This is a genomic window from Janthinobacterium sp. P210006 (assembly GCF_036231885.1).
In the GTDB taxonomy this organism is placed as follows: Bacteria; Pseudomonadota; Gammaproteobacteria; order Burkholderiales; family Burkholderiaceae_D; genus Janthinobacterium; species Janthinobacterium violaceinigrum.
This window is the reverse complement of record NZ_JAZARD010000003.1, coordinates 44,210-57,813: the sequence shown is the minus strand read 5'-3', so window position 1 is coordinate 57,813 and position 13,604 is coordinate 44,210. Positions and strand designations below refer to the sequence as shown.

General features: G+C 67.5%; 17 protein-coding genes. 8 read left to right on the top strand and 9 right to left on the bottom strand.

Going from position 1 to position 13,604, the window contains the following annotated elements; genetic code table 11:
* Nucleotides 1-2: 2 nt before the first annotated feature.
* From VPH41_RS14485 to VPH41_RS14470, 4 genes are read right to left on the bottom strand one after another with little or no spacing between them, the layout of a single operon-like run.
* Entirely contained in the window at nt 3-818 is an 816-nt protein-coding gene (locus VPH41_RS14485) for a hypothetical protein (protein ID WP_328570573.1), read from the bottom strand.
* Nucleotides 819-865: 47 nt separating this feature from the next.
* Complete coding sequence (locus tag VPH41_RS14480) at nt 866-1,396, bottom strand: contractile injection system tape measure protein (RefSeq protein ID WP_328570572.1); 531 nt, start codon at nt 1,394-1,396, stop codon at nt 866-868.
* Nucleotides 1,397-1,400: 4 nt separating this feature from the next.
* Nucleotides 1,401-1,976 carry an Hcp family type VI secretion system effector gene (locus VPH41_RS14475; RefSeq protein WP_328570571.1) on the bottom strand — a complete coding sequence of 192 codons (576 nt, stop codon included), beginning with the start codon at nt 1,974-1,976 and terminating at the stop codon, nt 1,401-1,403.
* A gap of 21 nt (nt 1,977-1,997) precedes the next feature.
* On the bottom strand, nt 1,998-2,285 hold the full coding sequence (locus VPH41_RS14470) for a DUF6150 family protein (protein ID WP_328570570.1): 288 nt from the start codon (nt 2,283-2,285) through the stop codon (nt 1,998-2,000).
* Between the two features lie 194 nt (nt 2,286-2,479).
* Here VPH41_RS14470 and VPH41_RS14465 point away from each other — a divergent pair, with 194 nt between their 5' ends.
* The 5 genes from VPH41_RS14465 to VPH41_RS14445 all read left to right on the top strand — a co-directional run bounded on the left by VPH41_RS14465 (nt 2,480) and on the right by VPH41_RS14445 (nt 7,300).
* Nucleotides 2,480-4,135 carry a DUF4394 domain-containing protein gene (locus tag VPH41_RS14465; protein WP_328570569.1) on the top strand — a complete coding sequence of 552 codons (1,656 nt, stop codon included), beginning with the start codon at nt 2,480-2,482 and terminating at the stop codon, nt 4,133-4,135.
* A gap of 120 nt (nt 4,136-4,255) precedes the next feature.
* Nucleotides 4,256-5,536, top strand: a complete 1,281-nt coding sequence (locus VPH41_RS14460) for an arsenic transporter (protein ID WP_328570568.1) — start codon at nt 4,256-4,258, stop codon at nt 5,534-5,536.
* Nucleotides 5,537-5,581: 45 nt separating this feature from the next.
* Nucleotides 5,582-6,211, top strand: a complete 630-nt coding sequence (locus VPH41_RS14455; protein ID WP_328570567.1) for an NAD-dependent dehydratase — start codon at nt 5,582-5,584, stop codon at nt 6,209-6,211.
* Between the two features lie 46 nt (nt 6,212-6,257).
* Nucleotides 6,258-6,719 carry a GNAT family N-acetyltransferase gene (locus VPH41_RS14450; protein ID WP_328570566.1) on the top strand — a complete coding sequence of 154 codons (462 nt, stop codon included), beginning with the start codon at nt 6,258-6,260 and terminating at the stop codon, nt 6,717-6,719.
* Nucleotides 6,720-6,724: 5 nt separating this feature from the next.
* Nucleotides 6,725-7,300 carry a flavin reductase family protein gene (locus VPH41_RS14445; protein WP_328571222.1) on the top strand — a complete coding sequence of 192 codons (576 nt, stop codon included), beginning with the start codon at nt 6,725-6,727 and terminating at the stop codon, nt 7,298-7,300.
* Here VPH41_RS14445 and VPH41_RS14440 read toward each other — a convergent pair whose 3' ends face one another.
* The 3 genes from VPH41_RS14440 to VPH41_RS14430 form a co-directional block, all read right to left on the bottom strand.
* On the bottom strand, nt 7,301-8,209 hold the full coding sequence (locus VPH41_RS14440; RefSeq protein WP_328570565.1) for a DUF2145 domain-containing protein: 909 nt from the start codon (nt 8,207-8,209) through the stop codon (nt 7,301-7,303). It abuts the gene before it with no gap.
* Nucleotides 8,210-8,217: 8 nt separating this feature from the next.
* Nucleotides 8,218-8,649 (bottom strand): hypothetical protein, encoded by a 432-nt coding sequence (locus tag VPH41_RS14435; RefSeq protein ID WP_328571221.1) that lies wholly within the window; start codon nt 8,647-8,649, stop codon nt 8,218-8,220.
* Nucleotides 8,650-8,761: 112 nt separating this feature from the next.
* Nucleotides 8,762-9,595: an HDOD domain-containing protein gene (locus tag VPH41_RS14430; protein ID WP_328570564.1), complete on the bottom strand. Its 834-nt coding sequence runs from the start codon at nt 9,593-9,595 to the stop codon at nt 8,762-8,764.
* 240 nt (nt 9,596-9,835) lie between these two features.
* Between VPH41_RS14430 and VPH41_RS14425 the strand changes: the two genes are divergently transcribed.
* The 3 genes from VPH41_RS14425 to VPH41_RS14415 are packed head-to-tail and all read left to right on the top strand — an operon-like array spanning nt 9,836 to nt 11,862.
* A complete protein-coding gene (locus VPH41_RS14425; protein WP_328570563.1) occupies nt 9,836-10,921 on the top strand; it encodes an alpha/beta hydrolase in 1,086 nt (361 codons plus the stop codon).
* Nucleotides 10,921-11,331 (top strand): carboxymuconolactone decarboxylase family protein, encoded by a 411-nt coding sequence (locus VPH41_RS14420; RefSeq protein ID WP_328570562.1) that lies wholly within the window; start codon nt 10,921-10,923, stop codon nt 11,329-11,331. The genes VPH41_RS14425 and VPH41_RS14420 overlap by 1 nt, the downstream gene beginning before the upstream one ends.
* A gap of 51 nt (nt 11,332-11,382) precedes the next feature.
* Nucleotides 11,383-11,862 carry a (R)-mandelonitrile lyase gene (locus tag VPH41_RS14415; protein ID WP_328570561.1) on the top strand — a complete coding sequence of 160 codons (480 nt, stop codon included), beginning with the start codon at nt 11,383-11,385 and terminating at the stop codon, nt 11,860-11,862.
* A 32-nt stretch (nt 11,863-11,894) separates the two neighbouring features.
* Here the strand turns inward: VPH41_RS14415 and VPH41_RS14410 are convergent, their stop codons facing one another.
* The gene (locus VPH41_RS14410; RefSeq protein ID WP_328570560.1) at nt 11,895-13,004 is read right to left on the bottom strand and encodes an acyl-CoA dehydrogenase; all 1,110 of its coding nucleotides are present in this window, start codon (nt 13,002-13,004) and stop codon (nt 11,895-11,897) included.
* A gap of 136 nt (nt 13,005-13,140) precedes the next feature.
* Nucleotides 13,141-13,470 carry a hypothetical protein gene (locus VPH41_RS14405; protein WP_152258680.1) on the bottom strand — a complete coding sequence of 110 codons (330 nt, stop codon included), beginning with the start codon at nt 13,468-13,470 and terminating at the stop codon, nt 13,141-13,143.
* Nucleotides 13,471-13,604: the final 134 nt, after the last annotated feature.

Genomic DNA, 13,604 nt, shown 5'->3' with positions numbered 1-13,604 from the left:
GACTATGCGCGCCTTGCCGACGGCGCAAGGACCAGCGACCACGATTCCCTGCCCGGACGCAGGGCATAGACGACCAGGGTGCCGTCGCCGCTGGAGTCGGCCAGCACGGCCGCCACGCCGTGAACGGGATCGCCGGACAGGGCGCGCATGTCGAAGCCTGGCATGGCCAGGCGGCTCCACCTCGGCTGGGCGCCCATGTCCAGCATGAACAAGCGTCCCTCGCCGTAGGCGATGAAGCCATCCTGACAATTCCCCGTCACCATCTCGAAGGCGAGCGGTGGCGCCGGCAGCGCCGTCCAGGCGTCGCCGGTGCTGCCGCTCTTCAGCTTTGCTGCCGCACCGTCGGCCAGCGCCAGCACGCCATGCTGCCAGTCGCCGGCGATCAGCGCGGCCTTGCCGCTGAACGGCGGGGCGGCGCAGGCTTGCCATGCGTTCCCGCCGCCAGCGGCGGCGCCGTCCAGCCGGTACAGGCGGCGGCCATCGGCGGCCAGCAGCAGGTAACCCTCCAGGGGGCCGCCCGCCAGGCCGGCGATGCCCGTGCCGGCGGGCGGCGGGGCGACGTCTTTCCAGCGCGCATTCGGCTGGCCCAGGACGGAGAGATAGCGGATGGCCGTGCCATGGGCCACCGTGACGAAGCCCGCGCCGTCGCCGTGCAGGCAGGCAAACGCAGCTTCGCCGGGCACGAAGCCGGCGGCCGGCGGGGAATCCAGCCATGCCGACCATGTTTCGACCTGGCCCTGGCTGCGCACCGCGCCATCGTCGCCCAGCAGCACGATGCCGGTTGCGGGGTTGCCGGCGATGCGGATGTAGTTGCTCATGCGGGTTTCCTCGTGGAAGTATCGGTTAGTATCGCTTTGCTGCGGGTCTACCATGCCACATGCAGGGGCTGCGGCATCCATGGATGCCGGATGACGGTCATGGACCATGGCAGCTGGCGCATCAGCACATCGACCGTCTTGCGTTGCACGGTCAGGGTGGCGTCTGCGCCGCGCCATTGCAGCCGGCCTTCGCGCTGCAGGAAGGTCGCGCGCAAGGCCGTGATCGAGACGGCGCCTATGACGGGCCAATTGACGATGACCGCATGCAGCAGCTGGTCGCATAGCGCCAGTTCTTCCTGGCCAAGGTCGACGGGCGGGGCAGGGAAGTCAAGGGGCAGGCCGCACAGCAGCTTGTTCAGCGGCAGTGCCGGCTCCGGTGCGTCGCTCCTGCCATCCGTCAGGTAGTGCAGCAGCCGCACGGCGCGCGCGCCCTGTTCGCCGCGCAGCTGCGGCCTGCCATCGCCGCCAGTGGCGAGCAGGTCCAGCCGCTGGAACATTGCCGGCAGGAAGGGATGGACCAGCGCCAGGCCGGCATTGCCGATGCAAACGATGTCGGGAGAATGTGCCGCGTCGATCATGTGCTTATCCCGTAAATGCCGCGATCGGACGGTTGCGCGCCAGGCTCCAGCCCGTCGTGTACTGGGCGCCGGGCTGGCCGTCCGCCTGCTGCACGCTGTGGCTCCAGAGGATTTCCGTAAAGTTCAGCTTGAACTGTTCGGTGGGCATGTCATCGGGATGGGTTTGCAGCTGGATTTCGCTGATCAGGGCGTCGCGCAGGGAAATGGTGATGAGGTTGGCCGTCTTGCCGCCCGTATGGCGGGCGATGTACAGCCTGGTCGGCTGGGCCGCGCCCCTGCCCAGCGGCTCGGCGCGCAGACACAGCTCATACAGTTTGACGGACGTCTGGTCGACATATTTGACACAGGTAAACTCGGTGATGACGGGCCGGCCCGACGTGCGCGCAGAGTTGCTGACGTCCGTCGTCACTTGCTGCTTCATGCCTTGATGTAAAGACACCAGCTCGATGCACTGGCCCATGCCCCGCAGCGCAGCGGCGTCGCGCCAGATGGCGTCGATATCGCCACCCTTGCTTTCACCGTCCGGCGCCTTACCGAATACCAATTCCCCGTTGCCGGGTTCCAGCAAGATCAAATCCATGAAGAACTCCTCCGCTTGATGTCAGATGCCGTTGTGCGACAGGCAGCCCTTGAGCCGGTGTGGCCGGGTCCAGCCCGCTTCGCTGGCGTGATCGACAAAACTGATGGACAGCTGCGCGAAGCCTGGCGAAGTGAAATATACGCTGGCCGTCGCATCCTGGCGCTCACGGGTGATGAACCACTGCGCGTCGCCGTGCGCCAGGCCCCAGCTGGTCGCGCGGTGCACCAGCAAGTCGGCATTGCCGCGTGGCACGATGGCCACCCGCACGTCGGCTTCGCCCATGTTGTTGGTCTGATAGATGCGCGCCACTTTCCTGTCCCCCGTTTCAATCGTGCCTGCGACTATACACCGAAAAAATTGCCTAAACACAAGCATAAATCGCGCCGAAATAAATTTTTTGCGCCGCTGCATCCAAACGCGGGCATGGCGGGTAGTACAGGGGTGCGCTCGCTGCGACCGCGGCATGAGCGGCACCTTCACTCACTCTTACAGGGGCCACGACCATGCCGACATTACCGACCTTGCCATCTTTGCCGTTTTCCAGGCTGCTGCTTGTTTCCGCGGTCGCCATGACCGTGTCCGCCTGCGGCGGCAGCGGCCATGACGATGCTGTCGTCACGCCACCGCCGCCCGCAGTCGTGGCCGGCGATGTCTTCGTGCTCACCGCCAGCAATAAACTGCTGTCGTTCGATCGCGCCACGCCTGCCACCATCCGCACCACGGCCACCGTGACGGGTTTGCAGACGGGTGAAAACCTGCTGGGCATCGATTTCCGTCCCGCCGATGGCCAGCTGTATGGCGTCGGCAGCACGGGGCGCATCTATACCCTGAATGGCGTGACGGGCGCTGCCACCGTCAAAGCCACCCTGGCAGCCGATGCCAGCGACACCACGGCGCCCTACACGGCGCTGGCCGGCACGGAATTCGGCGTCGACTTCAATCCGGTGGCCGACCGCCTGCGCATCGTCAGCAACACGGGCCAGAGCCTGCGCATCAATGTCGACACGGGCGCCACCACCACGGATGGCAATATCAATGGCGGCGCGGCCACGACGGCCATCACGGCGGCGGCCTACAGCAACAGCTTCGCCGGCACGGCCAGCACCACCTTGTTTGTCATCGATGCGGCCAATGCCACCCTGTACACGCAAAATCCGCCCAACAACGGCACCCTGGCCGGCGCCGTGCCGCTGGGCGTGGCGGCGACCGGCGTGGCCGGTTTCGACATCGATGCGCGCACCAACACGGGTTATGCCGTCATGACGGTGGCCGGCGTGCGTAATCTGTACACCCTGAACCTGGCGGCGGCGACTGCGCCGGCGACCCTGGTGGCGGCCGTCGGCGTGACGGAAGACTTGCGCGGCATCGCCTTGACAGTGCCTGCCGCACCCATCGCGTATGGCTTGACGGACGACGCCCGCATCGTCACCTTCAAGACGGCCACGCCGAACACGCTGGACGCCAACGTGGCCATCACCGGCCTGGCGGCGGGCGAGCGCCTGCTGGGCTTTGACATCCGTCCCAAGGATGGCTTGCTGTACGGCGTCTCCTCGGCGGGGCGCATCGTCACCATCGATCCGGCGACTGGCGCGGCCAGCGTCAAGGCGACGCTGGCCGCCGATGCGGCGGACGCCAGCGCGCCCTACACGGCCATCGCCGGAACGGCCTTTGGCGTGGACTTCAATCCCGTCGCCGACCGCTTGCGCGTGATCGCTAACACGGGGCAAAGCTTGCGCATCAATGTCGACACGGGCGCCACCACCACCGATGGCGCCATCAACCGCGCGGGTGCGGCGCCGGTTGTGACGGCGGCGGCCTACAGCAACAGCTTTGCCGGCACGACGGCCACCACGCTGTTCGATATCGACACGGCCAGCGCCAGTCTGGCCCTGCAAAATCCGCCAAATGACGGTACCCTCGTCAATGTGGGGCTGCTGGGCGTGGCGGCGGCGGGCGACGTCGGCTTCGATATCGCGGGCGGTGCCAACGGCCTGGCGCTGGCGGTCCTGCGCACTTCCGCCACTGGCCCCAGCTCGCTGTACCGCATCGACCTGGCGACGGGCGCGGCGGTGCTGAGCGGCGGCGCGGCGGCGCCAGCGGCGTCCGCCATCGGTAACGGCACGGTGGGGCTGGTCGATATCGCCATCGCATTAAAATAAGGAAGCGACGCCGCAGCTTTGCATTGATTCAATAATTCCAGTATTATTGAATTATTGTTCAAATTCACAGGCTGCGGCGCATGGTGCCCGCGACGCCGCATTGCACGGGACCATTACCGCATGCTGACCGCTTTCCTGATCTTCCTGGCTACCCTGACTCTCGTTATCTGGCAACCGCGCGGCCTGGGCATCGGCTGGAGCGCCGTCATCGGCGCCGGCGTCGCCTTGCTGGCCGGCGTAATCCACTGGGGCGACATTCCCGTCGTCTGGCATATCGTGTGGAATGCCACCGGCACCTTCATTGCCGTGATCATCATCAGCCTGCTGCTGGACGCGGCCGGTTTCTTCGAATGGGCCGCCTTGCACGTGGCGCGCTGGGGCGGGGGCAGCGGCAGCAAACTGTTCGTGCTGCTGGTCTTGCTGGGCGCCCTGGTGTCCGCCGTGTTTGCCAACGACGGCGCCGCGCTGATCCTGACGCCCATCGTCATCGCCATGCTGCGGGCGCTGAAGTTTTCCGCCAAGGCCACCCTGGCCTACGTGATGGCGGCCGGTTTCATCGCCGACACGGCCAGCCTGCCGCTGGTGGTGTCGAACCTGGTCAATATCGTCTCGGCCGACTTCTTCAAGATCGGCTTTGCCGAATACGCGTCCGTGATGGTGCCCGTCAACGTGGTGGCCGTGCTTGCCACCCTGGCGGCCTTGCTGCTCTTTTTCCGCCAAGATATTCCGCGCGACTATGACGTGGCGCAATTAAAACGCCCGGATGCCGCCATCCGCGACCTGGCCACCTTCCGCGCGGGCTGGCTGGTGCTGGCGCTGCTACTGGTGGGATTTTTCTCGCAAGAAAGCCTGGGCGTGCCCATCAGCCTGATCGCCGCCGTGGGCGCCGCGCTGCTGCTGGGCGTGGCCGCCAGGGGCCATGTGATTTCCACGCGCCACGTGATCCGCCATGCGCCGTGGCATATCGTCGTCTTTTCGCTGGGCATGTACCTGGTCGTGTACGGCTTGCGCAATGCGGGCTTGACGGCGTACCTGACGGGCATGCTGAACCACTTCGGCCAGTATGGCGTGTGGGGCGCGGCCATGGGCACGGGCGTGCTGACGGCGCTGTTGTCGTCCGTGATGAACAACCTGCCGACGGTGCTGGTGGGCGCGCTGGCCATCGACCCGACCACGGCGCAGGGCGCCGTGCGCGAAGCGATGATCTACGCCAACGTCATCGGCAGCGACCTGGGACCGAAGATCACGCCCATCGGCAGCCTGGCCACCTTGCTGTGGCTGCATGTGCTCGACAGCAAGAAAATTCACATTTCCTGGGGCTACTATTTCCGCGTCGGCATCGTGCTGACTGTGCCCGTGCTGCTGGTGACCCTTGCGGCACTGGCGCTGCGCCTGGGCTGAGTTGCGTGTATGGTGATGGCTGACAGCAATTTTGACGGGAAAGCCATGAAATTACTACTTGTGGGGGCCACGGGCCTGGTGGGCCGCGAAGTGCTGCGCCTGGCGCTGCTGGATGCGCGCGTCAGCCATGTCGCCGCCCCCGTGCGTAAGGCCTTGCCGCCGCACCCGAAGCTGGACGCGCCCCTCGTCGATTTCGATCAGCTGCCGACCGACGCATCGTGGTGGCAGGCGGACGCCGTCATCTGCACCCTGGGCACGACCATGAAGGCGGCGGGCACGCGCCAGCTGTTCCGCAGGGTCGACCACGACTATCCGCTGGCCGTGGCGCGCCTGGCGCTGGCGGCCGGCACGCGCACGTATGCGCTCAACTCGGCGGCCGGCGCCAACGCCGCTTCGCGCATCTTCTATAACCGCGTCAAGGGCGAGCTGGAACGCGACCTGGAAGCGCTGGGCTTTGACTCGCTCACCCACGTGCGCCCGGGCCTGATCGGCGGCGAGCGCGACGAAGTGCGCACGGGCGAGGGCGCCGCCTTGCGCATCCTGCGCGTGCTCGGTCCCGTGCTGCCGCGCCGCTGGCGCATCAATCCCGCGCCCCGCATCGCCGGCGCCTTGCTGGAAGCGGCCATCGCCGCCGCGCCGGGCGTGCACGTGGTGACATCGGAGCGGCTGCTGTGAGCGCGCGCCCGTATAATTTGTGCTCCTGTCCCTGAAAGTACAACACATGCAGACTGTACGTCCTTACCAGGCCGGCGACCGCGATGCCTGCCTGGCCCTGTTCGACGGCAATACGCCGCGCTTTTTCGATCCGTCCGAACGCGCGGACTTTGCCGCCTGGCTCGATACCTCGCCGCATCCCTACCTGGTCATCCTGCGCGGCGGCCGCCTCGTCGCCTGCGGCGGCCATGCGCTGGACGGGGACGGCACCGTCGCCGCCCTGTGCTGGGGCATGGTGGCGCAGGACGTGCATGGACAGGGGCTGGGCCGCGCGCTGACGCAGGCGCGCCTGGATGCCATCCGCGCCTTGCCGCAGGTGGCCAGCGTGCGCATGAATACCAGCCAGCACACGCAGGGCTTCTATGCCGCGTTCGGCTTCGAGACGGTGAAGGTGACGCCCGATGGTTTCGGGCCCGGCATCGACCAGTGGGACATGCTCTTGACACTCTCTGCAAAGGACGCATCGTGACAGCCATCGACAGCCATATCGCCGCCGTGCCGCTGGAAAAAGCGTACCGCCTGCTCAACCACGGGCCGTCCATCCTCGTTTCGGCGCGCCATGCCGGCATCGACAACGTGATGGCCGCCGCCTGGGCCTGCGCCCTCGATTTCGCGCCGCCGAAACTGACCGTGGTGCTGGACAAGGCCACGCGCACGCGCGCGCTGGTCGAGGGCAGCGGCACGTTCGTCATCCAGGTGCCGACGGCCGCGCAATTGCAGCTGACGCACGCCGTGGGCACGCACAGCCTCGACGCGCAGCCGGACAAGCTGGCGCGCGCGGGCGTCCAGCTGTTTCAGATGGAAGGTGTGGAGGCGCCGTGCGTGGCCGGGTGTTCCGCCTGGCTGGCGTGCCGCTTGCTCCCCGAGCCGCACAACCAGGCCGCCTACGACCTGTTCATCGGCGAAGTGGTGGGCGCCTGGGCCGACACGCGCGTGTTCCGCGACGGGCACTGGCATTTCGAGGAGGCCGATCCGTCCTGGCGCAGCCTGCACTACATCGCGGGCGGGCGTTTTTATGCGATCGGCGAGGCGCTCGACGCGCAGCAGTGATCAGTCGAGCGCGATGACCCTGTCGTCGGGGCCCGGCACGCAGCCGTCGGCGATGGCTTCCCAGCCCCGGTGCACCACCACCTGCCTGCCGTCGTGGCAGATTTCCACGCGTTCGCTGGCGGGCAGGCGCTGGCGCGCGAACGCTTCCAGGCTGGCCGGCAGGCTCACTGCCAGCTGCATCGTGCCGATGGCTTCGGGCGGATGGTCGTCCATGTGCACGAGGGGCACGAAGATGGAACCGAGCATCAGCCAGCGCGCGCCCACGTCGACGGGGGCGGGCGCATACGGCGCGGCGCGCAGCCAGTCCTGGGCGCGCGCGCGCAGGTCGCTGCCCGCGGCCAGCTCTCCCCAGGCGGCGGCCAGCAATTCCACCACCCACTGATTGCAGTTCTGGTATTTCAGGCTGAACGCATAGGCGTTGGCGCTGTAGCGGCCCGCCAGCAACTGCTGCACGCGCACGGGATCGAGCAGGGCGCGGCGCAGGGGCGGCACGGTTTCCGCCGGCAGCTTGAGCAGCGAGATGTAGCCGAGCGAGGGATTGTCCGTGCCCATGGCGAAACCGGCCGTGCCCTGGTCGAAGATGCGCGGGCGGCCTTCATCGCAGGCGTAGTACAGCTGGCGCGCGGACCAGCCGCTGTCGTCGTCGTGGCGCCAGGCCAGCGCCGCGTGCGAATAGCGGATGCCGAAGCGGGCCAGGTCCAGGCCGGAACGGCTGATCAGGGCCACGCTGCCCTCGGTGGCGGCCAGCTCCTCGCGCACGACGGCGGCAAAGCGCAACAGGCGGTCCTGTTCGGCAGCCGTGAGTTCCTGGGCGCGGTCGCAAAAGCGCGACGAGGCGAGCGCAGTGCCTGCCTGGGCGGCGCCAGCCAGCGCCAGTGCGGCGCAGCCGGCCAGCAGCCGCAGGGTCATCCGTCGTATCAAAGGCTGACGGGACGCGTGGCCAGTTCGCCGTACCAGTCGTCGGCCAGCACGAGGAAGAAGGCGGCGCGCGTGTCGTTGCGCGAGAATTCGATGCCGTAGGCGCGTTTTTGCGCATGCACCATGTCGCCCTGCGCCAGCTGCTGCTTGTCGAGCGCTGCCTGCGGCAAGTCCAGCACCAGCGGCGTGGCCGTGGCGTCGGCCTGCATGGTCAGGCGCGTCATGCCCTTACGGCCCGGCACGGCGGCCACGTCGATGATGCGGTAGGGGCCATTGGCCACCTTGTTGTCGCGCGAAGAGCTGTTGCTCGATCCCTTGAGCGAATCGGAAATGCTGCCGCTCGACTGGGAACCGGCGCTGGAGGCCGAGGAAACGAAGCTGTCGGCGTTGGCGTTGCACGCCACGGTCAGTGCTGCGGCCAGGCCGAGCATGCGTAAGGAGGTAGTCAAGGCAGTTTTCCAGTGAACTGAGAGGCAGTGGCAATAACATCAATGAAAGCGGACCGGGTCCATCCCGGCCCGCGCCATCATAGCAGATCGGCCATCAGCTGAGCAGTACCTCGATCAGTCCTTTCGCTTCGGCCGACGGCTGCGTGCGCAGCGCCTGCAGCACGGGATCGTGTTCCAGGTAGGCTTGCAGCGCCTCGCTGACGGTGATGCCCGCCTGCGGCAGCGGCGAGGGCACGGGCGCCAGCGCCTTGGCCAGCAGCAGGGTGTCGCGCAAGCCTTCGGGCGGCAGCATGATGGTCGAACCGGGCAAGGCATTGACGGCATCGGCCACGGGCAGCGGCACGCCCAGCTGGCGCATCAGCGCGCGGCCGATCACTTCCAGCGTGGGCGCCATCTGCGTTTCCAGCTGGGCGTACAGGCCCGGGGTCTTGTCGGCCTGGGCCAGCAGATAAAAGCCCGCCACTTCATGCACGATGCCGGCGAACAGCGCCGTATCGGCATCCGTGTGCGTGACGGTGGTGGCCAGGCCGTGCGCGAGCGCGGCCACGTGCACGGTGTGCGCCCACAGCTGGGTGGCGCGGGCGCGCAAGGCGTCGTCGCGGATGCCCGCGTTCAGCTGGCGGATCACGGCCGCCGTCGCCAGCGCATACAGGTTGCGGTGTCCCAGCCGTTCGACGGCGGCGCGCACGCTGGTGATGGCGGGCGCCTGGCCGGGCGCGAACAGGGCCGAATTGGCCAGCGCCACGGCGCGCGCCGACAAGGTGGGTTCGCACAGCAGCAGGCGGCTGATGTCGGCCGAGTGGCAATCCGGGTTGGCCAGTTCCTTTTGCAGGAGCAGGGCCGTATTGATGCTGGTAGGAAACGCCAGCGTTTCCGTTTCGGCGCTGGCCAGAAGCTGCGCCAGACTGCTGAGGGTGTTGACGTGCATGGATAGGGACGGGAAGTAGCAATGCCCCATATTAGCAGGCAATCGAGGCTGCACGGCGCCCGCCAGCCTTGACCGCCATGCGCGGCGCACGGGGAGCAAGGCCTCGATTCATGAGCTGTGCTTATAGACCTTAGTAGATTGAGCTGTCTATTCACGGTGGGCGAGGGCGGTTACGCTTGACCTGCCGCCACCTTGTCGGGCATGCGGCTTGTCCCTTATCAATGTTTACAAGGAATGCATATGCGTGATGAAGTCCTCCAGCCGCAACGGCGCACGTTCCTCAATACCTCGCTGGCCGTGGTGGCCGGCGGCGCCGGCATGGCGCTGGCAGGTTCCGCCCAGGCGCAAGCGCCGGCGTCCGCGCCCACCCGGCCCATGGTCGTGGGCCACCCCCAGCGCAACGGCGTCGCTATCGAGCGCGTCACTTTTCCCAACACCGGCGCGCAGACGGTGATTGCGGCCAACCTGTTCACGCCGGCCCGCTTTGACGCGTCCAGGAAATATCGGGCCATCGTCATCGGCCACCCGTTCGGCGGCGTGAAGGAGCAGACGGCGGGCTTGCATGCGCAAAAACTGGCGGAACTGGGCTACGTGACCCTGGCCTTCGACGCTTCCCATTACGGCGACAGCAGCGGCGTGCCCCGCTACACGGAAGTGCCGGGCACGCGCGTGGGCGATTACAGCGCCTGCGTCGATTTCCTCGCCTGTCATGCTGCCGTGGACCCGGCGCGCATCGGCGTGCTCGGTATTTGCGGCGGTGGCGGCTATGCCGTCAGCGCGGCGCAGATCGACCACCGCATCAAGGCCATCGCCACCGTCAGCATGTACGACATGGGCCGCGCGCGCCGCCAGGGGCTGGGCGACACGCTCACCTACGAGCAGCGCATGCAGACCTTGGACGAGATCGGGGAACAGCGCACGCGCGAAGCGCGCGGCGAAGCACGGCGCGACATCCGCGCGCTGCCCGAGTCGGCCGGGCCGGATGCGCAGGAAATCGTGCGCGAATTCCTCGATTACTACGCCACGCCCCGCGGCAGCCACCCGCACTCGACCAGCCTGTACGCCTTTACGAGCCTGGCGCCGATGATGAATTTCTTCCCGTTCGCGCAGATCGAGACGATTGCGCCGCGCCCCTTGCTGATGATCGTGGGCGAGCGCGCCCCGTCGGCCTACTTCAGCGAAGATGCCTACGGCAAGGCGGCGCAGCCGAAGGAACTGTTCGTCGTGCCGGGCGCTTCGCACGTGGACCTGTATGACCGGCCGGCTTACATCGCGCAGTCGCTGGCCAGGCTGGACGCGTTCTTCCGCCAGCACCTGGGGGCGTGATGGGCAGCGTCTCGAACGGCATGAAAACGGGCTTGCTGGCGGCCTGCCTGGCGCTGCCGGCCCTGGCGCCGGCGCAACAGCTGGATGGGGAAGTCAAAGCGCCCTCGCGCGCGCAGCAATTGATGGGCGATATCGCTCCGAAGATGGCCGAGCTCACCGACAAGGTGCTGTATGGCGATATCTGGGAGCGTCCCCAGCTGTCCAAACGCGACCGCAGCCTGGTGACCGTCAGCGCGCTGGTGGCCATGCACCGTCCCGACCAGCTGAAATCGCATCTGCTGCTGGCGCGCCAGAACGGCTTGAGCGAAGAGGAACTGGTCGAGGCGCTCACGCACCTGGCGTTCTATACGGGCTGGCCGAACGCCGTCTCGGCGCTGGCCGTGGCGAAAGAGGTCTTCCGTAAACAATAACCGCAATGACCGCAATGACCGCCGCCGCGCGCGGCAAGAAAGGAAATACCCATGCATCGATACGCTGCGGCACTCTTGCCGCTTTGCCTGCCCGCCGGGGCAGCCTCTGTTGAGGCTGCTGCCGCACCAGCGGCCGTCACCGTCACGCGCGCAGCCGCCTTGCCCACCAGCATCGGCGACGCCGCCTATTTCACGGGGACGGTCGCAGTGGACGCCAGGTTCCAGCAGCCGTCTCCGGCCCGCGCGGGCGGCGCCATCGTCAGCTTTGCACCGGGCGCCCGCACGGCGTGGCATACGCATCCGCTGGGCCAGACCCTGATCGTCACGCAAGGCCAGGGCTGGGTGCAGCACTGGCAGGGACCGCTGCAAGCGCTGGCCGTGGGCGACGTGGCGTGGATACCGCCCGGCGTCAAGCACTGGCATGGCGCGACGGCCACGTCCGCCATGCAGCACGTCGCCATTGCGGAGGCGCAGGACGGGACGGCCGTCAGCTGGCTGGAACAGGTGGCGGACGAGCACTATCCCCGCTGAGGCGCCGGCTGGCGGCGCCGAGGGCGCGCACGCTAGGGCAGCAGCAGCGCATGCTGGCTGGCCGTATGGAAATCGCGCCACACGCGGTTGATGGTGCTGTCTTCGCGCGCCGCGTACAGGCCGCAGTACGGGTACAGGCCGTCGACGGCCGCGCGGCACAGCGCCACCAGGTCCAGCGAGCTTGCCTGTACGGCTTGCATGGCGTCCCCGTTGAGCGCCGCGCCGCCCGCCACCTGCGCCCAGCTGTCGTCCAGCACGGCATAGAAATGCGCGCGGGCGGCCGCGAACGCGTCTTTCCTGTCTTGCAGCATGGCGGCCACTTGCGGCACCTCCAGCAGCGGCAAGCCGGCGCGTGCATGGCGCCGGTGGCGCATGCATTCCTCGGCCAGCGCCATGAAGTGGCTGGCCATGCCGGCCACGTTGGCCGCCAGGGTCACGTAGGCCAGCGAATAGAACGGATAGCGGTACAGGGGGCCATCGGCCGTGGCGGCCGAAGGATCGATGGCGAAGCCGTGCTCCTGGCTTACCCACTCGCCATCGATGCGGTAGCTGTGCGAGGCGCTGGCGCGCATGCCCAGACTGTTCCACGACGGCACCAGCTGCACCAGCGCGGCGGGCACGAGGAAGGCGCGGATGCGCGGCTTGCCTTCGTCATCGAGCAGGGGCTGGCCATCGCGCTGCAGCCGGGCGTTCAGCGTGAAGTGGGTTGCCATGGGCGCGCCGCTGGCGTAGTCCCAGCTGCCCGTGATGCGGTAGCCGTCGCCTTCCTGTTCCGCGTATCCCGTGGCCGCGCCGCTGCCGCCCAGGCAGACGCGGGGGGTGCCGATGATTGCCCGCGCCATGGCGGGCGCCAGAAAGCCCGCGAACCAGCCCGCGCCCGCGCACAGGGTCAGCACCCAGCCCATGCTGCCGTCGACGGCGGCCACGGCTTCTTCCAGGCGCACCACCTGCGGCAAGGGCAGCTCGGCGCCGCCCGCGCTGCGCGGCGCCAGCATCGTCAGCCAGCCGCGCCGGTGCAGCAGCGCCTGCTGGGCCGGATGCAGGAAGCGGACGGCATCGGCTGCCGGTGCATGGCGCGCGATGCGTCGCGCGTCGCGCCCGGAAAGGGCGGGGAGGAGGGGAGCAATGGCAAGGTGCGGCATGGGCGGTATCGGACAATGGCGAAGGCGGGCATTTTCGCACAGAGCTGCATGCCGCGGGCGGCGGGAACGCGTTGCCATGGGGCGGCCGTTGCCGTGTGCCGTTGGCGCACCGTGCAACGCCGTCCCTTGCGTCAAATCACTTTCCGATCTGTTTGCTGACCACATTTTCCTGCTGGTTCAGCGCGCGCTGGTCCGCCTTGGTGATATGGCCGTTGTCGAGCTTGGCCATGCTGCGCTCTTCGCGGCGGATGCTGCGGTCCTCGCGGTGCAGGGCGGCCGCCTGTCCCTTGCTGATTTCGCCTTCCTTGACTTCCTTGTGGATGCGCGCGTTCTGATGCGCGAGGCGGTTGTTCACCTGCTCGCGGCGGGGATGGTTTTTCTGCCAGGTCGTTTCAGCGGCAAAGCTGCTGGCGGCAGCCGAGGCAAGCACGATTACGGTGATGGCGGACAGGACGGTGGTTTTCATTGTAGTCTCCAGGTGGTCGATCAGGGATGTCACACTGCCTGAACGCGCTGCCGGGGCCGCCGGTAGACAGTTTTTATGTATAAAATGTAAGCAAATGTGGCCGGAAACACCGTTTTGCCGCATCATGGAGCCGA

Bases quoted from the DNA above. Each gene is read 5' to 3' on its own strand.
- VPH41_RS14420 (WP_328570562.1), top strand. From the start codon at position 10,921: ATGGGCAGCGTCTCGAACGGCATGAAAACGGGCTTGCTGGCGGCCTGC.
- VPH41_RS14460 (WP_328570568.1), top strand. From the start codon at position 4,256: ATGCTGACCGCTTTCCTGATCTTCCTGGCTACCCTGACTCTCGTTATC.
- VPH41_RS14405 (WP_152258680.1), bottom strand. From the start codon at position 13,470: ATGAAAACCACCGTCCTGTCCGCCATCACCGTAATCGTGCTTGCCTCG.
- VPH41_RS14430 (WP_328570564.1), bottom strand. From the start codon at position 9,595: ATGCACGTCAACACCCTCAGCAGTCTGGCGCAGCTTCTGGCCAGCGCC.
- VPH41_RS14425 (WP_328570563.1), top strand. From the start codon at position 9,836: ATGCGTGATGAAGTCCTCCAGCCGCAACGGCGCACGTTCCTCAATACC.
- VPH41_RS14485 (WP_328570573.1), bottom strand. From the start codon at position 818: ATGAGCAACTACATCCGCATCGCCGGCAACCCCGCAACCGGCATCGTG.
- VPH41_RS14455 (WP_328570567.1), top strand. From the start codon at position 5,582: ATGAAATTACTACTTGTGGGGGCCACGGGCCTGGTGGGCCGCGAAGTG.
- VPH41_RS14465 (WP_328570569.1), top strand. From the start codon at position 2,480: ATGCCGACATTACCGACCTTGCCATCTTTGCCGTTTTCCAGGCTGCTG.
- VPH41_RS14435 (WP_328571221.1), bottom strand. From the start codon at position 8,649: ATGCTCGGCCTGGCCGCAGCACTGACCGTGGCGTGCAACGCCAACGCC.
- VPH41_RS14440 (WP_328570565.1), bottom strand. From the start codon at position 8,209: ATGACCCTGCGGCTGCTGGCCGGCTGCGCCGCACTGGCGCTGGCTGGC.
- VPH41_RS14410 (WP_328570560.1), bottom strand. From the start codon at position 13,004: ATGCCGCACCTTGCCATTGCTCCCCTCCTCCCCGCCCTTTCCGGGCGC.
- VPH41_RS14450 (WP_328570566.1), top strand. From the start codon at position 6,258: ATGCAGACTGTACGTCCTTACCAGGCCGGCGACCGCGATGCCTGCCTG.
- VPH41_RS14480 (WP_328570572.1), bottom strand. From the start codon at position 1,396: ATGATCGACGCGGCACATTCTCCCGACATCGTTTGCATCGGCAATGCC.
- VPH41_RS14475 (WP_328570571.1), bottom strand. From the start codon at position 1,976: ATGGATTTGATCTTGCTGGAACCCGGCAACGGGGAATTGGTATTCGGT.
- VPH41_RS14415 (WP_328570561.1), top strand. From the start codon at position 11,383: ATGCATCGATACGCTGCGGCACTCTTGCCGCTTTGCCTGCCCGCCGGG.